Origin of the sequence: Pseudomonas helleri (genome assembly GCF_001043025.1) — a bacterium.
GTDB lineage: Bacteria > Pseudomonadota > Gammaproteobacteria > Pseudomonadales > Pseudomonadaceae > Aquipseudomonas > Aquipseudomonas helleri.
In genome coordinates this window covers 82,399-100,327 of sequence record NZ_JYLD01000008.1, presented here as the reverse complement: position 1 = coordinate 100,327, position 17,929 = coordinate 82,399, and the positions used below count along the sequence as shown (strand labels likewise).

At 58.6% G+C, this 17,929-nt stretch carries 16 protein-coding genes; 7 read left to right on the top strand and 9 right to left on the bottom strand.

What is annotated here, in order from left to right; all coding sequences use genetic code 11:
- Positions 1-3 precede the first annotated feature (3 nt).
- Positions 4-1,110: an enoyl-CoA hydratase/isomerase family protein gene (locus tag TU84_RS14415; protein WP_048370003.1), complete on the top strand. Its 1,107-nt coding sequence runs from the start codon at positions 4-6 to the stop codon at positions 1,108-1,110.
- Between the two features lie 3 nt (positions 1,111-1,113).
- The gene (locus TU84_RS14410) at positions 1,114-2,265 is read left to right on the top strand and encodes an acyl-CoA dehydrogenase family protein (RefSeq protein ID WP_048370002.1); all 1,152 of its coding nucleotides are present in this window, start codon (positions 1,114-1,116) and stop codon (positions 2,263-2,265) included.
- Between the two features lie 301 nt (positions 2,266-2,566).
- On the opposite strand, the gene TU84_RS14405 is transcribed toward TU84_RS14410, so the two are convergent.
- From TU84_RS14405 to TU84_RS14385, 5 genes are read right to left on the bottom strand one after another with little or no spacing between them, the layout of a single operon-like run.
- Complete coding sequence (locus TU84_RS14405; RefSeq protein ID WP_048370000.1) at positions 2,567-3,340, bottom strand: enoyl-CoA hydratase; 774 nt, start codon at positions 3,338-3,340, stop codon at positions 2,567-2,569.
- Positions 3,341-3,356: 16 nt separating this feature from the next.
- The gene (locus TU84_RS14400; protein ID WP_048369998.1) at positions 3,357-4,484 is read right to left on the bottom strand and encodes an acyl-CoA dehydrogenase; all 1,128 of its coding nucleotides are present in this window, start codon (positions 4,482-4,484) and stop codon (positions 3,357-3,359) included.
- A gap of 8 nt (positions 4,485-4,492) precedes the next feature.
- A complete protein-coding gene (locus TU84_RS14395) occupies positions 4,493-5,686 on the bottom strand; it encodes an acetyl-CoA C-acyltransferase (protein ID WP_048369997.1) in 1,194 nt (397 codons plus the stop codon).
- Positions 5,687-5,696: 10 nt separating this feature from the next.
- Entirely contained in the window at positions 5,697-6,458 is a 762-nt protein-coding gene (locus TU84_RS14390; RefSeq protein ID WP_048369995.1) for an SDR family NAD(P)-dependent oxidoreductase, read from the bottom strand.
- A 22-nt stretch (positions 6,459-6,480) separates the two neighbouring features.
- Positions 6,481-8,145 (bottom strand): AMP-binding protein, encoded by a 1,665-nt coding sequence (locus TU84_RS14385; RefSeq protein ID WP_048369993.1) that lies wholly within the window; start codon positions 8,143-8,145, stop codon positions 6,481-6,483.
- Positions 8,146-8,794: 649 nt separating this feature from the next.
- Here TU84_RS14385 and TU84_RS14380 point away from each other — a divergent pair.
- The gene (locus TU84_RS14380; protein ID WP_048369992.1) at positions 8,795-9,124 is read left to right on the top strand and encodes a hypothetical protein; all 330 of its coding nucleotides are present in this window, start codon (positions 8,795-8,797) and stop codon (positions 9,122-9,124) included.
- A gap of 51 nt (positions 9,125-9,175) precedes the next feature.
- On the opposite strand, the gene TU84_RS14375 is transcribed toward TU84_RS14380, so the two are convergent.
- Both TU84_RS14375 and TU84_RS14370 read right to left on the bottom strand, forming a co-directional pair.
- The gene (locus TU84_RS14375) at positions 9,176-9,682 is read right to left on the bottom strand and encodes a hypothetical protein (protein WP_048369990.1); all 507 of its coding nucleotides are present in this window, start codon (positions 9,680-9,682) and stop codon (positions 9,176-9,178) included.
- A 237-nt stretch (positions 9,683-9,919) separates the two neighbouring features.
- Positions 9,920-10,624: a YoaK family protein gene (locus TU84_RS14370; RefSeq protein ID WP_048369988.1), complete on the bottom strand. Its 705-nt coding sequence runs from the start codon at positions 10,622-10,624 to the stop codon at positions 9,920-9,922.
- Positions 10,625-10,978: 354 nt separating this feature from the next.
- Here TU84_RS14370 and TU84_RS14365 point away from each other — a divergent pair, with 354 nt between their 5' ends.
- Positions 10,979-11,203, top strand: a complete 225-nt coding sequence (locus TU84_RS14365) for a YgdI/YgdR family lipoprotein (protein WP_048369986.1) — start codon at positions 10,979-10,981, stop codon at positions 11,201-11,203.
- 4 nt (positions 11,204-11,207) lie between these two features.
- Here the strand turns inward: TU84_RS14365 and TU84_RS14360 are convergent, their stop codons facing one another.
- Both TU84_RS14360 and TU84_RS14355 read right to left on the bottom strand, forming a co-directional pair.
- Positions 11,208-12,221, bottom strand: coding sequence for an AraC family transcriptional regulator (locus tag TU84_RS14360; RefSeq protein ID WP_048369984.1), 1,014 nt, complete (start codon positions 12,219-12,221; stop codon positions 11,208-11,210).
- 70 nt (positions 12,222-12,291) lie between these two features.
- Positions 12,292-13,647, bottom strand: a complete 1,356-nt coding sequence (locus TU84_RS14355) for an MATE family efflux transporter (RefSeq protein ID WP_048369981.1) — start codon at positions 13,645-13,647, stop codon at positions 12,292-12,294.
- A gap of 185 nt (positions 13,648-13,832) precedes the next feature.
- Here TU84_RS14355 and TU84_RS14350 point away from each other — a divergent pair, with 185 nt between their 5' ends.
- The 3 genes from TU84_RS14350 (at position 13,833) to TU84_RS14340 (ending at position 17,830) form a co-directional block, all read left to right on the top strand.
- Entirely contained in the window at positions 13,833-14,516 is a 684-nt protein-coding gene (locus TU84_RS14350; RefSeq protein ID WP_048369980.1) for a response regulator transcription factor, read from the top strand.
- The gene (locus TU84_RS14345) at positions 14,494-15,882 is read left to right on the top strand and encodes a sensor histidine kinase (RefSeq protein ID WP_048369979.1); all 1,389 of its coding nucleotides are present in this window, start codon (positions 14,494-14,496) and stop codon (positions 15,880-15,882) included. Before TU84_RS14350 ends, TU84_RS14345 begins: the two co-directional genes overlap by 23 nt.
- A gap of 136 nt (positions 15,883-16,018) precedes the next feature.
- Positions 16,019-17,830 carry an ABC transporter ATP-binding protein gene (locus TU84_RS14340; RefSeq protein ID WP_048369978.1) on the top strand — a complete coding sequence of 604 codons (1,812 nt, stop codon included), beginning with the start codon at positions 16,019-16,021 and terminating at the stop codon, positions 17,828-17,830.
- Positions 17,831-17,929: the final 99 nt, after the last annotated feature.

The window sequence follows — 17,929 nt, the reverse complement described above, 5'->3', positions numbered from 1 at the left end:
GTGATGACTGCTCAGGTTTCATCCTCGCCGACACAGGATGTCGAGCCGACCCAAAGCACGGTACTGGCCGAGGTCCGCAACCATATTGGCCACCTGACCCTCAACCGCCCCAGCGGCCTCAACGCCCTCGACCTGCCTATGGTCCGCAGCCTGCAACAGCAGCTCGATGCCTGGGCAGGCGATGCCAACATCAAGGCCGTGGTATTGCGCGGCGCTGGCGAAAAAGCCTTTTGTGCGGGCGGCGACATTCGCTCGCTGTACGACAGCTACAAAAGCAAAGACACCCTGCACACCGTGTTCTTCGAAGAGGAATACGCCCTTGACCGCACGCTGCACCACTACCCCAAACCGTTACTCGCGTTGCTCGATGGCTACGTTTTGGGCGGCGGTATGGGCCTGGCACAAGGCTGCGATCTGCGCCTGATCACCGAACGCAGCCGTCTGGCCATGCCGGAAGTGGCCATTGGTTACTTCCCGGACGTCGGTGGCAGCTACTTCCTGACCCGCACCCCCGGCCAGATCGGCACCTACCTGGGCGTCAGCGGCGTGCAAATCCGCGCCAGCGATGCGTTGTATTGCGGGCTGGCCGACTGGTACACCGACAGCAGCAAACTGCCTGAACTGGATCAAAGCCTCGACCACCTCCAGTGGCGCCAATCGCCCCTTGAAGACCTCAAGGCGCTGCTGGCTACCTTTGCCGTGCAAACCTTGCCCAACGCGCCGCTGGCCAACTTGCGGCCCTTGATTGATGAAGTGTTTGCCCACAACAGCGTGCCCGAGATCGTTGCTCACCTGCGCGCCGTGACAGCACCGCAACACCGCGAATGGGCCACCGAGACCGCCAACCTGCTGGAAACCCGCTCACCGCTGGGCATGGCCGTCACCCTCGAAATGCTCCGCCACGGCCGTCAACTGACCCTTGAGCAATGCTTCGAGCTGGAATTGCACCTGGACCGCCAGTGGTTTGATCGCGGCGACCTGATCGAAGGCGTGCGCGCACTGATTATCGACAAGGACAAGACCCCGCACTGGAACCCGCCGACCTTGAGCGAACTGGACCCCAAGCACGTCGCCAGCTTCTTCACCAACTTCAAAAAGAGCGAGGTGTAAGCCATGCAAGACCTCGAACTGACTGAAGAACAAGTGATGATCCGTGACATGGCGCGTGATTTTGCCCGTGGCGAAATTGCCCCCCACGCACAAGCCTGGGAAAAAGCAGGCTGGATCGACGACGCGCTGGTATCAAAAATGGGCGAGTTGGGCCTGCTCGGCATGGTCGTCCCCGAGGAGTGGGGCGGCACCTATGTCGATTACGTCGCCTACGCGCTGGCCGTCGAAGAGATTTCGGCCGGTGATGGTGCAACGGGTGCGCTGATGAGCATCCACAACTCGGTAGGCTGCGGGCCGATTCTCAAATACGGCAGCGAAGCGCAAAAACAAACCTGGCTGGCCGACTTGGCGAGCGGCCAGGCCATCGGCTGTTTCTGCCTGACAGAACCGCAAGCGGGCTCCGAGGCGCACAACTTGCGTACCCGCGCCGAACTGCGCGACGGCCAATGGGTCATCAACGGGGCCAAGCAATTTGTCAGCAACGGCAAGCGCGCCAAACTGGCCATTGTGTTTGCCGTAACCGATCCGGAGCTAGGCAAAAAAGGCATATCGGCCTTTCTTGTGCCCACCGAAACACCGGGTTTTATCGTCGATCGTACTGAACACAAAATGGGCATTCGCGCGTCAGACACCTGCGCCGTCACCCTCAACAACTGCAGCGTGCCCGAAGCCAATCTGCTGGGCGAACGCGGCAAAGGGCTGGCCATCGCCCTGTCCAACCTGGAAGGCGGACGCATCGGCATTGCCGCCCAGGCGCTGGGCATTGCACGGGCCGCTTTTGAAGCAGCGCTGGGCTACGCCCGTGATCGCGTGCAGTTCGACAAGGCGATTATCGAGCACCAAAGCGTGGCCAACATGCTGGCCGATATGCAAACCCGCCTGAACGCCGCCCGCCTGTTGATCCTGCACGCCGCGCGCCTGCGCAGCGCTGGCAAACCGTGCTTGTCAGAAGCCTCCCAGGCCAAACTGTTTGCTTCGGAAATAGCCGAGTTTGTCTGCTCCAAAGCCATCCAGATTCATGGTGGTTATGGCTACCTGGAAGACTACCCGGTGGAGCGTTACTACCGAGACGCGCGGATCACCCAGATCTACGAAGGTTCCAGCGAGATTCAACGCATGGTGATTGCCCGCGAGCTGAAGAACTACCTGATCTGACCCCGCAATGCCCCGTCTGCGATGCCGTGCTGTCGCACAGCAAACAGGACAGCGAGTATCTTCAGCATCCCCCAATCGGTTCCCTCTCCTTCGGGAGAGGGCTAGGGTGAGGGTTGCTCTTGATTTGAGTGCATATCCGTTGCTGCGGTAACGGCCACTTAGGGTTCCGGCCTTACGCCGCGTCACTTTGAAAAGCTGTAGAGACCGGACACATGGTTGACGGGGCCTCTCAGATCAAAGGCCAGATCAAGATCAAAAGATCGCGAGACAAGCTCGCTCCTACAGTGGGTTGCGCAGACGCTTAGCTATTCTTGAACTGCGCTTCGCGCTTGCCGACGAACGCCGCCATGCCTTCTTTCTGGTCATGGGTGGCGAACAGCGAGTGGAAAACCCGGCGCTCAAAACGCACGCCTTCGGTCAGGTTGACCTCAAACGCACGGTTGACGCTTTCCTTGGTCAGCATCAGCACCGGCAGGGATTTCTTGGCAATGGTAGCAGCCACTTTCAGGGCTTCTTCCAGCAACTCATCCACCGGGATTACCCGCGCCACCAGGCCCGAACGCTCAGCCTCGTTTGCATCCATCAAACGCCCGCTCAGGCACATTTCCATGGCCTTGGCCTTGCCCACAGCGCGGGTCAGGCGCTGGGTGCCGCCCATGCCCGGCAATACGCCGAGGTTGATTTCCGGCTGACCAAATTTGGCATTGTCACCGGCCAGAATAAAATCGCACATCATCGCCAACTCACAGCCGCCGCCCAAGGCAAAACCGGCCACCGCAGCAATGATCGGCTTGCGTCGGGTCGATACCCGATCGCTGTCCGAGAACAGGTCTTCAAGGTAGATCTGCGGGTATGTCAGCTCCGCCATTTCCTTGATATCGGCCCCGGCAGCGAAAGCTTTTTTCGAGCCGGTGATCACGATGCAGCCAATGTTGTTATCCGCTTCCAGGCCGTCCAGGGCGTGATTCACTTCGCTTACCAACTGCGCGTTGAGCGCATTCAACGCCTGCGGCCGGTTCAGCGTGATCAGGCCTACTTGCCCGTGAATGTCCAACAAAATGGTTTCGTAGCTCATCGATAACGTCCTCAATTCAAAGATTGCGCGAAATGACCATGCGCTGAATATCGCTGGTGCCTTCGTAGATCTGGCACACCCGCACATCGCGATAGATCCGCTCCAGCGGGAAGTCGTTCAAATAGCCATAACCTCCCAAGGTTTGCAACGCCTTGGAACACACCCGCTCTGCCATCTCCGAGGCGAACAGCTTGGCCTGCGACGCTTCGACCAGCGCCGACTGGCCGCTGTCGCGCAGAGCCGCCGCGTACTGGACCATTTGCCGGGCGACGGCGATTTCTGTCGACATGTCTGCCAGACGAAACGCTACCACCTGATGCTCAACCAGCGGCTGGCCGAAGGTCACCCGCTCACGGGCATAATCACGCGCCGCTTCAAAGGCTGCGCGGGCCATGCCGACCGCCTGCGAAGCAATACCAATGCGCCCGCCTTCAAGGTTGCTCAAGGCGATTTTGTAGCCCTGCCCTTCCTCGCCCAAGCGATTAGCCACGGGCACTTTAAGGTCGGTAAAAAGGATCTGGCAGGTGTCCGAAGCATGTTGCCCCAGCTTGTCTTCTACCCGCGCCACGCTGTAGCCGGGTGAATCGGTGGGCACAATAAACGCGCTGATACCGCGCTTGCCCGCCGACGGATCCGTGACCGCGAACACAATCACCACCCCGGCGTTTTGCCCCGAAGTGATGAACTGTTTGCAGCCATTAAGGACGTAATGATCGCCCTCAAGACGCGCTCGGGTTTTCAGGTCGCTGGCATCAGAACCGGCTTGCGGTTCAGTCAAGGCGAACGCGCCGAGCATGGCACCGCTGGCCAAGGGTATGAGGAACTCGCGCTTCTGCTGCTCGGTGCCGTATTTGAGAATCGGCACGCAGCCCACCGAGTTGTGCACGCTCATGATCGTCGAGCAGGCGCCATCACCCGCGGCGATTTCTTCCAGGGCCATCGCGTAGGCTTGATAGCCGGTGTCGCAACCGCCCCACTCTTCGGGCACCAACATGCCGAAAAAGCCCAATTCGGCCATTTCGCTGACCGCTTCACGGGGGAAGCGATGTTGCTTGTCCCACTCTGCCGCAAAGGGTTTCAAGCGCTCTTGGGCAAACTGCCGGGCCGCTTCGCGAATTTGTATGTGTTCAGATGTAGGCAGCATAAAACTCCTTAATACAGGCATTCCACGGCAATCGCCGTGGCTTCGCCGCCGCCAATGCAGACAGCTGCAATACCGTGCTTCAACTGTTTCTGGCGCAAGGCCGAGAGCAATGTCACCAGAATCCGTGCGCCCGAAGCGCCGATCGGATGCCCCAGCGCGCACGCCCCGCCGTAGACGTTGACCTTGTCATGGGGGATGTCCAGCTCGCTCATGGTCACCAGAGTCACCACCGCAAACGCTTCATTGATTTCAAACAGGTCGACCTCGGACAGGTCCCAGCCAGTCTTGCTCAACAACCGCTTGATCGCGCCAATCGGCGCAGTCGGGAACAGCCCCGGCTCGTCGGCAAACGCTGCATGCCCATGGATCACCGCCAGCGGCTTGAGGCCACGTTTCTGCGCCTCGGAGCGGCGCATCAGCACCAACGCCGCCGCACCATCGGAGATCGAACTGGAGTTGGCCGCTGTCACCGTACCGCCCTCACGGAACGCCGGTTTCAACGTCGGGATTTTCGCCAGATTGGCCTTGGGAGGTTGTTCGTCATCGCTGATCAGACGCTGTTCTTTGCCCACCGTGACCTGCACCGGCACGATCTCGGCGCCGAAGCTGCCGTCCTTGATCGCTTGCTGGGCACGGGTCAGCGACGCTACCGCAAAATCATCCTGAGCCTCGCGGCTAAAGCCATGGGCCTGTGCGCAATCTTCAGCAAAGGTGCCCATCAAGCGGCCTCGGTCGTAAGCGTCTTCGAGGCCATCGAGGAACATGTGATCGAGCACCCGACCGTGGCCCATGCGATACCCGCTGCGTGCCCGGTCCAGCAAATACGGCGCGTTGGACATGCTCTCCATACCGCCCGCAACGATCACCTCGGCACTGCCGGCCAGCAGTTGATCATGGGCCAGAATGGCTGCCTGCATGCCCGAGCCGCACATTTTGTTCAGCGTGGTGCAGCGCGTGCCCTTGTCCAGCCCGGCGCCCAAAGCGGCTTGACGTGCAGGCGCCTGGCCCAGACCGGCAGACAGCACGCAGCCAAACAGCACTTCATCCACGCTGCTCGGCGCAATGCCCGCGCGCTCAACCGCCGCACTGATGGCTACGGCGCCAAGCTGCGGCGAGGTCAAGCCTTTGAAGTCGCCCTGAAACCCGCCCATGGGCGTTCGTACTGCGCAGACAATGACAATCGGATCATTGGCTAAAGTCATTTCTCACCTCTTATTTGGCGGCCATGCGCAAGGCACCGTCGAGACGGATGACCTCGCCATTGAGCATGCTGTTTTCAATGATGTGCCGTACCAGCGACGCGTACTCGGCAGGCTTGCCCAAGCGCGGCGGAAACGGCACACCGGCGGCCAGCGAATCACGGACTTCAGGGGTCATGCCGGCCATCATCGGCGTTTCAAAAATGCCGGGGGCGATGGTCATCACACGGATCCCGAAACGGGCCAGCTCGCGTGCGGCAGGCAAGGTCAGGCTGGCAATGGCGCCCTTGGAAGCGGCATAAGCGGCCTGACCAATTTGCCCGTCAAAGGCTGCCACCGACGCGGTGTTGATGATCACCCCGCGTTCGCCGTCAGCATCCGCAGCGGTTTCGGCAATGGCTGCTGCCGCCAGACGCAGCATGTTGAAACTGCCGATCAGGTTAACGTTAATCACCTGGCTGAAGCTCTCCAGCCCATGCGGGCCGTTTTTACCGAGGATTTTTTCACCGCGTACAATCCCGGCGCAGTTGACCAGGCCATTGACCCCGCCAAATGCCGCAACGGTGGCCTCCACGGCCGCCTGAGCGGCATCCGCCTGGCTGATATCGGCGACCGTACTCTGCGCGCCCAGCGTGCGCGCCTGGGCGGCCACGGCATCGGCATTCAGATCAACCAGCATCACTTTGGCGCCCGCTTTAATCAGCATTTCTGCCGTTGCGGCGCCTAATCCGGACGCACCACCGGTGACGATAAATACCTTGTTTTCAATTTGCATAAGGGTTCCTGACGACTGGATTTCAGGCTGTAACTTTGGCGCTTAGCGCCTGTTCAGCCTTGGCGATTTCTTGATTGCGCAAAATAAAGCGCTGCAACTTGCCGCTCGGGGTCTTCGGCAATTCGCTGACAAATTCAACTTCACGGGGGTAGGCATGCGCCGCCAGACGCTGGCGCACGTGCAAGCGCAAGGTTTCGGCCAGTTGCGCGTCGCCCAGGTATTGAGGGCTCAGCACCACAAACGCTTTGACCACTTCGGTACGCTCCGGGCAGGGTTTGCCGACGACCGCGGCTTCGACCACTGCCGGGTGCTCGATCAAGGCGCTTTCTACGTCGAACGGGCCGACGCGATAGCCCGAGGTGGTGATCACGTCATCGCTGCGCCCGACAAAGCTGATACTGCCGTCCGGGTTCAACTCCACGGTGTCGCCACTCAAGTAGTAATTGCCGACAAACGCTTTGGTGGTGAAACCTTCATAGCCACCAAACCAGCACATCGGCGACTGGCTGCGATCAACGGCCAGAATCCCCGGCTGCCCCACCGGCAGCTCCTGATGGTTGTCATCCAGCACCACAATCCGGTGGCCAGGCGAAGCAAAGCCGGCTGCGCCCATATGCACCGGGTGCTCCAGGCCATGGTGATTGCACAGCACCATGCCGACCTCGGTTTGCCCGTAGTGATCATGAATGGTGACGTTGAGCTCTTCGCCGAACCAGCGAATGACCTCCGGGTTAAGCGGTTCACCGGCGCTGCTGACAGCCCGCAACTGGCCTTTGATCTTGCTTGAAAACGCCTCGCCGGCAGCAATCAGCATGCGGTAGGCGGTCGGGGAGCCCGTGAGGTTGGTAATGCCGTATTTCTTGATGACCCGGCAGGTGCTTTCGACGGTAAACGGCCCGTCGTAGAGCGTGATCGGGTGGCCCATCGACAACGGCCCGGTGATCCCGAAGTAAATCCCGTAGGCCCAGCCTGGGTCAGCGAGGTTCCAGAACGAGTCCTCAGGGCGCAGATCCACCGCATCGCGGGTGTAACTCTGGAATGCGACGATGGCCTTGAGCGGCACCAGCAGCGGCTTGGCCGGGCCGGTAGTGCCCGACGTAAACATCAACAGAAACGGGTCTTCCCCGCTCAGCAGCACCGGTTCACAGACGGCCGGATAATTGTCCAGCTCAGCCCAGAAACTGAAATCGCCGCGGACCAGGCCCTGGCCTTTGGCGCCCGCCACCGTGACGATGGCCGGGCAGTCGTTGACTTCATCGAGTTTGGGCCGGTTGACCGCGTCGGTGACCACCAGCGCAGCACCTGAACTGTTGAGACGGTGCTCAATGGCTTTGGGGCCGAAGGCAGTGAACAGCGGTTGATAGATCGCGCCGATGCGCCAGGTGGCAAAGACCACCACCAGCAACTCGACATTGCGTGGTAACAAGCCCGCCACCTTGTCGCCCTGCTTCACGCCCTGGGCCAGTAAGAAGCTGGCAAAGCGCGCGGCCTTGTCCTGCAAATCGGTGAAGGTATACGTGGCGCTACTGGCGTCGCGCCCTTCCCAGAACAGTGCAATACGCCCTGGCAAAGCGTGCCGGTCGCAGCACTCAACGCAGGCATTGAGTGCAGACAAATGGCCGTTCAGTGCACCAGCCACCGTCCGTTGGTAGTCAAAGTCATTCATCGCGGTCAGATAGTCGCGCATCAGCAGAATCCCTCGGTCTTTATTGTTGGAGTGGGAACCGTGAAAAGTCCCACTGATAGTCGCCTCGGCAAGGCTCTACAACAATAGTCAAACCGCTCAAGCTGGCTGACTGTTTTGGCCAATCAAACACCCGTGCCCTCTTTAAGCCTGCAACAGCGGGCGCAAGCGCTTGCCGGGGATGACCGGCTTGCTGAAAAACGACCCGTCAGTCACATATGTAGTGCCTAAAAATAAACACTACATATTTGTTGACGACACGAATTTCCCATCGCATTATGCAGACGTCTTCCCCACCGGAAGCGCTGGAAAGGGTTGTTGCAAGCATGCTCGACGAGCTGTCGGGCTGTTCCGGGATAGGTACTGCCCACAAGGCAGAATTGATGAAGCTGACCTGGCTTGATCGTCCGAGTTTAAGGCGTGAGAGGCTAGCGAAACGTCCTCAAGAGGCTTGTGGTGATGCGACATGTCGCTCAAGCATCCTGGTTAACGTTGCTCTCCCTCGCTGTAAGCAGCATGTTGTAGTGTTTTATTTCACTACTACATCTGCCGGACTCAAGGCCAGATCTGCTTTAGATGGATATTACGTAGCGCTGCATGTGCAGTTGCGCGAATCAATTAGACAGATCAACGAGTGGTCAAGGAGTTAGCTATGAACCTGAATAATCAACCGACTGTTAACGAGCTGGCTCGACTCTTCGCTGCTCAGAAAGACACGCTGAACGACCACATTCTGTGGGTGTGCAATGAAGGCACTGTACGTATTGAACCGGTTGTTGCGTGCAAGGAAGAAACCCAATTCGAGAAAGAGCGCCCACACATGCGAGCTCATCTCAAGATGTACCGCCGTGGCCAAGGCTACGTGGGCAAAAAAGCCGCTGCCGATAAAGAGTTTATTGCGCGCGTGCTGCAAACATTGACACTGACTTGGGAAAAAGCTCAAACCGAGCAAGCCCTGGTTAAAGTTAACAGCTACAGCTGATAACGTCCGCCCGATAAAACCCCGGATAACCTCCGGGGTTTTTTATGGGTATTAAATAGACGGCGTTTTAATACACGTTTCAGTGCCTCGACCACCAGGCCCATAACCCTCTTGGCTACCGCGCATATAGTCGGGCAGATAATAGGATTTATGCAGAGTCGTCGTGTAATGGCCTTGACTGTCCTGATCGTGGGTGATGACGCCAAGCCCCACGCCACGGTCTGTCGGCGCCTCAGCGCTGTCATTGGCAAAGTAGATCGACAATAACTGCCCTTGCGCAGCGGCATACCCCGAGTAAGTAATGGGTACTTGCTCAGTTCCAACATTGAGCGTTAATCGATAAGTGCCAAAACTTTTCTCAAACTGACTGGCCTCTTCATCAAGCGTCAATACAAGATCCCCCTTTAAAGGGCCGTCATGGCTGTCAAAACCCGCGCACTTATAGTGACCGGCAATATGCAGTGGGTCCGCAGGTGCCGTACTGGCCACACTGCTGGTTGAAACAACGCAAACAAAGCATGCAGCGATAAACGTTTTTCCTGGCGCATTACTCAGCATGTTTAGCCCCTTGAACAAAATAATAGCAATTGGCCTTTAATTTTGTTTTAAGCCAATGCATTAATAACAACGTCGGGCAAACTACACGCTAACTGACAAAGCCACAGCCAGGATCTGACAGCAGATTGTTCCAAAATTTTGCGAGATATACGGGATGTACTTTTATTTAGTTAAGTCTGAATTTTTCACGGTGTAGCATCGCAGCCTTCGTTCCTCGTCAGCGACTACAAGAACGCGCTACCGCGGCATGTAATCACGTTGCCAGCTACGCGGGATTTTTAGCGATACCAGCCCCAGAAACGCCGCCAACCCCGCACTGAACAACAGGGCCCGGATGCCGAATTGCGACTCCAGCGCCGCTCCCGCGACGGCACCGGCCAACATCCCCGTCCACGGCACTACCTGCAAATGCCAGTTGGGCCGCCGCTCACCCAGTATCCAGCGCCCCAGGCTACGGCCAAAACGTGACAACGCCCCCGTCACATAAGTCAGCCCTACCTGCAAGCCATTCACCTGCTCTACCGCCGCATTGACCATGCCCATGGCCAGCACCGCCGTCAGCAATATCGTCACTTGAGACTGCAACGGCAACAAAGCCGCCGTGCACAGCAACGCCGAAATCAGCAGCATCAAGGGCAAAGCCCGGCGGCCACCCCAGCGTGCAAAAACCACTCCCAGCGCATTCCCGGCAACAAACGCCAGTACCGCAAAGCCGAGGCGCAAGATCACCTGGGTATCACCTTGCGCTATGGCCACGGCCAGCCGTGTGGTGTTACCGCTCATAAACGAAATGAAATCACCGACCGCCAGAAAACCGATGGCATCGGTCATCCCCGCCAGCACCGACAAACAGGCGACAAACGTCAAACCCACACGGTTACGCAAGGCCCGCACGCGCACAAACGGGGAGGTTTTCGACGTTTCCAATGGCCCACGAGACATCCACTACAGTCCTTTTAGAAATAGGTGCGGGTTAAATATATGCAGTAAAGCGCTTTACGGAAGCTACCCACACGAAAATTCCGTTTTAATCGTAGGTCTAAGCGAACCAAGTCTGAAAAAGGCGTCTAATAATCACCACTCTCAAGGAGCAGAGGCACGAGCTGAACTGACAGGGAACCGACAGGTAATCAGGCAAGCCACACGCTTGGCCTTGTATATCATTGCGCTTCAATACCCAACGTAGGGTTGGTATAAAGCGCGCTGAAAAAATCGGCCCTTTTTCCATCGCTGATCCAGACGTAGCGTTCAGCGGGCTCAACACTTAATTCGCAGACAGTTCAAGGTACACGTCGTATGAAGATCAGCATTATCGGTTTGCCAGTGGTCATGGTGGCGGTTTTGGCACTGGCTGGTTGCGCAACCCCCACTGTGGTGACCTTGCAAAACGGCACGCAGTATCTGACCAAAGACATGCCCAACACCAAAAGTACCAGCGGCTTTTATGAGTTCGAGGATATCGCCGGCAAGAAAATCAAGGTCAAAGCCGCAGATGTAGCCACCATCAAAGCGAACAAGTAATCCCTCAGCTACCGCTCAAAATCAGACTGCGGTAGTGCCCCGGGTTGGTACCGGACCATTTGCGAAAGGCTTTGTAAAACGAGCTGGTATCGGCAAAGCCCAAACGCAGGGCGATGTCCGCAAAACTGAGGTCCGGTTCAGCCAGCCAACCAATCGCCAACTCTTTACGCACGCCGTCCTTGAGCCCCTGGAAGGTTTGCCCCTCTTCGGCCAGACGTCGCCGCAAGGTAGAAGCCGACAGGTACAGGCTTTGCGCCATGCCTTGGGTTTCAGGCCACTGCTCGGCGGGTAGCTGTCGAAGGTCTTGTTTGATCTGGCTCGCCAGGCTTTGCGGATCGCGGTATTTGACCAGGATATTGGCGGGGGCCTGGGCCAAAAACCGTTGCAACTCTTCGTTATTGCGCTTGATTGGCGCATCCAGGTAGTCCGCCGCAAAGATCATCCGTGTACGCGGCCGATCAAAACGCAGGTTTTCAGAAAACATCACCTCATAGTCGCCACAGTAATCAGGCTGCGCACAGCGCAACTCAATGGCCAGAATCGGGATCCGCCGCCCCGCCAGCCAACAGGTCACGCCGTGCACGATCATCCAGTAGGCAAAGTAGGTGAAGGCACGGCTGGACTGACCTTCAGACTCATGCAAAACAATTTCGGCCACACTTTGCTGGCGTACCAGCCGCGCCGGCAACCGCTCAAGCATCAGCGATAAAAACCCCAAAACCAGTTCCACGCCCTGCGCGAGGGTGGGCTGGGCCATGGCCGAGCGGCACATAAACTCCAGGCTGCCAGCACGCAGTTTGCGCGGGTCCATGCCGAAAAACTCGTCATCCAGGCGCCGCGCCAACAGCCGCCACATGCGTGCATAGGCAATGGCGGGTACGCGCGCGTGCGGCGCGTCGAGCAGCGCCGGGTCAATGCCGACCTTTTGCAGCACTTCGTGCATGGCGCCGGTGGTTGCACAGCTTTGCAACAGCGCTTCGCGCACCAACTGGATAGAGATGGTGTCTTTGTTCAACATTGGCGCCGATCCCAGGCCGATGACAGTCAAGTGTCGGCCATCTTAAGCAGCGCCAGTCAAAAAGCCAGCCCTAGACCAACCGCTGAATCGGTTTATGCCGCCAAACCAGTCGGTAATAAGCGGTCTGCATGATCAGCATCGCGATGTACGTCACCGGAAAGGCCATCCACACGCCCTCCAGCCCGAAGTGTGCGTTGAGCGCATACGCCACCGGCAGTTCAATGCACAGCACGCAAAACACGGTGATGCTCATCGGCACCAGCACCACACCGCTGGCACGCATGATGCCGCCAATGGCCGACTGAAAGCCGAACACCAGAATGCTCCAGAGCATGATGTGCAGCAGGTGCCCGGCACGCATGTGCGCTTGCGCGTCGGTGATGAACAACCCCAGCAACCAGTCGGACAACACATACCCCAGCAGGATCAAGGTGCCGGTCAGGCACAGGTTGATCAGCAAACCGGTGCGCAAAATCGGCCCGATACGCTCGATGCGCCCGGCACCGATCGCTTGTGCGCCAAGAATGGACGCGGTAATGGCAATCGACAGGGCCGGGAACTGCACGTAGTTGACGATTTGTGTCACCGCCCCATACGCCGCTGTGGCTTGCGAGCCATGGCTGTTGACCAGCGCCAGGATCACCAGCTCCGACAGCGACAGCACCACCATTTGCAGGCCCGTCGGCAAGCCGATGCGCAGCACTTTGGCGAGGATTTCGCGGTTCAGGCGCAACGCCAGCCACAACTCGCGATCCGGCGCCATCACGTGGTTTTTATGACGTAAACGCAACACCAAAAACACCATCGCCAGCACGTTACCAAACAGCCCCGCCACCGCCGCGCTCTGGATGCCCATCTGCGGCAAACCGGCCCAGCCAAGGATCAGCGCCGGGGTCAGCAGCAAGCCCACGGCCGTAGAAACCATCAGCGCCAGCAACGGCGACACGGTGTCACTGACCCCGCGCAGCAACTGGGTGAAGAGGATAAATACCAGCAACAACGGCATGATCAGCATCATCACCCGCGCATAGCCAACGGCCTCGTCGAGCACGTCAACCGGCGTGCCCAGCGCCTGCATCGCCGGGCGCGCAAAGAGGCTGCCGAGCACAGCCGCCAGCAACCCGACCAACGCGCCCAAGGTCAGCGTGGCACCGGTGATCTGTTTGACCATAGAGGTCTCACGCGCACCCCAGGCCTGACCGATCAGCACCGAGGCACCGGCGCCCAGGCCGATAACCAGCGCAATAAAGAAAAACACAATCGGAAACATACCCGAGACCGCTGCCAGCGCCTTGGTACCGAGCAATTGACCCACGTAAATCCCGTTGAGGGTGCCGGAAAAACTCTGCAGAAAATTGGACAGCACCATCGGCGCCAGAAAGATCAGATAGATCTGCCACAGCGGCCGTTGCGTGGGGTTTTGCATAACACAGGGTCCTAAGTCAAAAGCGCTGACGGGTTATACCTCAACGCGACAGTGTACGGGCATCAAACACGATCTCGGCTACCCTATCCTGACGCCGGGCTGAACATGAAGAATAATTAAGAAACGTTTCAGCTTTTTGTGGGCAAAATGTGCTCACTGCTGACAAAGGCCAATCAGGTGACGGTATGACCCGCATTTTGACCATCGAAGATGATGCCGTAACGGCGAAAGAGATCGTGGCTGAATTGAGTAGCCACGGGCTGGAAGTTGACTGGGTCGCCAATGGCCGTGAGGGCCTGGTTCGCGCCGTGAGTGGCGATTATGACCTGATTACCCTGGACCGCATGCTTCCCGAGCTGGACGGCCTGGCGATTGTAACCACGTTGCGCACCATTGGGGTCAGCACGCCGATTCTGATGATCAGTGCCCTCTCCGATGTGGACGAGCGGGTACGCGGCTTGCGCGCCGGTGGCGATGACTACCTGACCAAACCCTTTGCCAGCGACGAAATGGCCGCCCGGGTTGAAGTCTTGCTGCGCCGCAAAAGCCCGGTCGACAAGCACGAAACGTCGTTGCGGGTCGCTGACCTTGAGCTCAACCTGATCACCCGTGAAGCCAGCCGCGCCGAGCAGCAACTGAGCCTGCTGCCCACCGAGTACAAACTGCTGGAATTTTTGATGCGCAATACCGGGCAAATTCTCTCGCGCATGATGATTTTCGAAGAAGTCTGGGGCTATCACTTTGACCCTGGCACCAACCTCATCGACGTGCACATTGGTCGCCTGCGCAAAAAAATCGACCCGCCGGGCCTGGTGCCCCTGATTCGTACCGTTCGAGGCTCGGGTTATGTCATTGCCGAACCCCTCTAAGGGCTGGCGCTCCTCCAGCAGCCGACTGCTGGCGCTGTACAGTTTTTTGTTCGTGGCCTGGAGCTGCATCCTCATGGGGGTGCTGTATTACGAGGTCTCGGACTACCTGGGCAACCTGGCCAAGCATTCGCTGATGCAGCGTCAACATCTGTTTGCCCGCTTTAAAGGCGAGCAACTGGATGACGCGCTCGCCACCAGCATGACGTTCGATCTTCGAACAGTAGATGCTTATGGGCTGTTCGATGCGCAACACCGGCCCATCAGCGGGCCGATCCTGGCCATTCCGCCGGACCTGCCCCTCGATGGCCAGATCCACGAACTGGCCAACTGCATCAACTCTGACGACCCTGACCTGCCGCGCGACAGTTGCGACGCGGTAGCCACCCAAACCCAAGATGGCCGCCTGCTGGTTCTGGTGCGCGATAACGGCTCGTTGTTCGCGGTGACGCGGATCATCTTGCACGCGCTGTTCTGGGGCCTGTCGCTGACCATCATCCCCGGCATTGCGGGCTGGCACCTGCTGCGTCGGCGACCGTTGCAGCGCATTCGGGCCATTCAGGCCAGTGCCGAGGCGATTGTCTCCGGCGACCTGACCTACCGCTTGCCGCTGTCCAACCGGCGTGACGAGCTGGACATGCTGGCCGCCATCGTCAACGCGATGCTCGACCGCATTGAGCGGCTGATGCACGAAGTCAAAGGCGTGTGCGACAACATCGCCCACGACCTGCGCACCCCGCTCACCCGCCTGCGCGCGCAGTTGTACCGGATCCAGCAGCAAGCGGCAGAAGGCTCGCCCGAGGCGCTGCAACTGGACGAAGTAATTGGTGAAACCGACACCCTGATGGCGCGTTTTCGTGGGCTGTTGCGGATTTCTGAACTGGAAGACCACCAACGGCGCTCGGGTTTCCTGCCACTGGACCCGCTGGCCTTGCTGCAGGAGCTGTACGATTTTTACCTGCCACTGGCGGAAGAAGGCCAGGTCACGTTGACTCTGGACACCCCGCCCGCGCTTCCCGGCATGACCGGCGACCGCGCCTTGCTGTTTGAGGCACTGGCGAATCTGTTGAGCAACTCGATCAAATTCACCCCGCCGGGCGGCGAAGTGATCTTGCGTGCCGCCAACGAAGACGGCAGCACGCTGATTGAAGTGCTCGACACCGGCCCCGGTATTCCCGAGGCCGAGCGTGAGGCAGTGTTCCAGCGTTTCTACCGCTGTGACGACAAACACAGTGGCTTTGGCCTGGGCTTGTCCATCGTGGCGGCCATTGTCAATTTGCACGGCTTTAACCTTGAGGTCGGCAGCCGCAAAGGCGGTGGCGCCAGACTGACCCTGCACTGCCGGCAAAGCCTGATCAACGTCGGTTGAACAACACTCATAAAACCACTCCTTTCGCAGCCTTCGGCAGCGACTACGGGTGGTTTTTGTTAGCAACGTAACAACTTGGCACATTTCTTTCTTGCGTTTGCGCGCTTGCATTTCTGCGACTACGTAAAGGGAAGTCATGTCTGAGTTTGGTGCTATCACTGTTCCACCTAAACGGCCGGCGGCTTTCGTCTGGCATTACATCCGCCAGAACCCCGGTTGGTACTGGGCCATTGCCTTGCTTCAGGTCGGCGCGGCAATGACCGCCACCCTCATGCCGTATGCCATCGGCCGCATCACCGGCGCCGTCAGTGAAGGGCTGTGGGACCACACCGATTTGTTCCAGGCCAGCCTCCCGGCACTCGGCCTGCTGTTCGGCCTGGCCGTGGCGCAGATGGTGTTTGCCCGCGGCGCGACCTTCTGCATGATCATGGTGCGCCCGCAACAGAAGGTGCAGATCACCCGCGACCTGTTTGCCTACCTGCAACAGCACTCACCGCGTTATTTCGGCGAACACTTTGCCGGCAGCCTGGCCCAGCGCATCAGCGAAGGCAGCATTGGCCTGCTGGATGCCACGTGGGTGTTGATCGTCGAGATGCTGCCGATTCTGGTGGTGCTGACCACCAGCCTGGTGCTGCTCACCCTCGCCTCGCCCTGGCTCGGTCTGGGCTTGCTGGTGTGGGTTGTGAGTTACTCATTGCTCGCATACGTGCTGTCACGCAAAGCCCAAGTGCTGGCCAATGATCACGCCAAGACCCGCAGCGTCACCACCGGCAAAATCGTCGATGCGGTGAGCAACCTCAGCAGCATCCGCCTGTTCGCCCGCCAGGACTTCGAACTGGGCTATTTGAGCCGCTACCAGTCCACCGAAAAAAAGGCTGCGCAACGCTCATTCTTCTACCAGGAAAAAATCCGCCTGCTGCAAGACAGCCTGTCCATTGTGCTGCGCGTGGGCCTGGTGGCACTGGCGCTGTACCTGTGGCACCTGGGCAAGATTGATGTAGGGCAACTGGTGATGGTGGCCACGCTGGGCCTGATGATCGTGGCGCAGTGCAGCTTCTTGAGCATGCAGTTCATGCACTTTTTCGAATTTGTCGGCAACATCGAAAACAGCATCAACACCCTGCTGCAACCCCACGAAATGCCGGATCGCCAAGACGCCCAACCGGCGCTGATCGATAAAGGCTCGATCCACTTTCGCAATGTGGATTTCAGCTACAACCCCGGCAAACCGATTTTCCGCCACTTCAATCTGGACATCCCGGCCGGGCAACGGGTCGGGATTGTCGGCCTGTCGGGCTCGGGCAAATCCACCCTGCTCAACCTGTTGTTACGCTCCTATGATCCGCAGGGCGGCACCATCGAAGTCGATGGCCTGAATGTGCTGGGGATGACCCAGCAATCGCTGCACACGCACATCGCCCTGATCCCGCAAGAGCCGGGGCTGTTCCACCGTTCACTGCGCGAAAACATTGGTTATGGCGACGTGCAGGCCAGCGATGAGCAAATCGCCCAGGCCGCGCAACGGGCCCATGCCCACGAGTTTATTCTGCAAATGCCCGAAGGCTACGACGCCTTGATTGGCGAACGCGGGGTCAAACTGTCGGGAGGGCAACGCCAGCGCATAGCCATTGCCCGGGCGTTGCTCAAGAACGCGCCGATCCTGGTGCTGGACGAAGCCACCGCCAGCCTCGATTCCGAGACCGAAAGCCTGATCCAGAACAGCCTTGACGACATCATGGCCGACAAGACCGTGTTGGTCGTTGCCCATCGCCTGTCCACCCTCGCCCATCTGGACCGTATTGTCGTACTGGATAACGGTTCGATTGTTGAAGATGGCAACCATGCACAACTGCTGGAACAACAAGGTCTGTATTACCGCTTATGGCAACACCAGTCGGATGGTTTATTAAGCGATAGTGATCAACCCGAAACCATTACCGAACTTTAACCCCCTCTGTAGGAGCGAGCTTGCCTCGCGATCTTTTAAACATTCAAAAGATCGCGAGGCAAACTCGCTCCTACCCCCATAGAACCTTTAACACTAACG

Excerpts from the sequence above, each read along its gene's own strand:
- TU84_RS14380 (WP_048369992.1), top strand. The coding sequence starts at position 8,795 with ATGAACCTGAATAATCAACCGACTGTTAACGAGCTGGCTCGACTCTTC.
- TU84_RS14375 (WP_048369990.1), bottom strand. The coding sequence starts at position 9,682 with ATGCTGAGTAATGCGCCAGGAAAAACGTTTATCGCTGCATGCTTTGTT.
- TU84_RS14390 (WP_048369995.1), bottom strand. The coding sequence starts at position 6,458 with ATGCAAATTGAAAACAAGGTATTTATCGTCACCGGTGGTGCGTCCGGA.
- TU84_RS14400 (WP_048369998.1), bottom strand. The coding sequence starts at position 4,484 with ATGCTGCCTACATCTGAACACATACAAATTCGCGAAGCGGCCCGGCAG.
- TU84_RS14405 (WP_048370000.1), bottom strand. The coding sequence starts at position 3,340 with ATGAGCTACGAAACCATTTTGTTGGACATTCACGGGCAAGTAGGCCTG.
- TU84_RS14345 (WP_048369979.1), top strand. The coding sequence starts at position 14,494 with ATGTCATTGCCGAACCCCTCTAAGGGCTGGCGCTCCTCCAGCAGCCGA.
- TU84_RS14360 (WP_048369984.1), bottom strand. The coding sequence starts at position 12,221 with ATGTTGAACAAAGACACCATCTCTATCCAGTTGGTGCGCGAAGCGCTG.
- TU84_RS14395 (WP_048369997.1), bottom strand. The coding sequence starts at position 5,686 with ATGACTTTAGCCAATGATCCGATTGTCATTGTCTGCGCAGTACGAACG.
- TU84_RS14410 (WP_048370002.1), top strand. The coding sequence starts at position 1,114 with ATGCAAGACCTCGAACTGACTGAAGAACAAGTGATGATCCGTGACATG.
- TU84_RS14350 (WP_048369980.1), top strand. The coding sequence starts at position 13,833 with ATGACCCGCATTTTGACCATCGAAGATGATGCCGTAACGGCGAAAGAG.
- TU84_RS14340 (WP_048369978.1), top strand. The coding sequence starts at position 16,019 with ATGTCTGAGTTTGGTGCTATCACTGTTCCACCTAAACGGCCGGCGGCT.
- TU84_RS14365 (WP_048369986.1), top strand. The coding sequence starts at position 10,979 with ATGAAGATCAGCATTATCGGTTTGCCAGTGGTCATGGTGGCGGTTTTG.
- TU84_RS14415 (WP_048370003.1), top strand. The coding sequence starts at position 4 with ATGACTGCTCAGGTTTCATCCTCGCCGACACAGGATGTCGAGCCGACC.
- TU84_RS14355 (WP_048369981.1), bottom strand. The coding sequence starts at position 13,647 with ATGCAAAACCCCACGCAACGGCCGCTGTGGCAGATCTATCTGATCTTT.
- TU84_RS14385 (WP_048369993.1), bottom strand. The coding sequence starts at position 8,145 with ATGCGCGACTATCTGACCGCGATGAATGACTTTGACTACCAACGGACG.
- TU84_RS14370 (WP_048369988.1), bottom strand. The coding sequence starts at position 10,624 with ATGTCTCGTGGGCCATTGGAAACGTCGAAAACCTCCCCGTTTGTGCGC.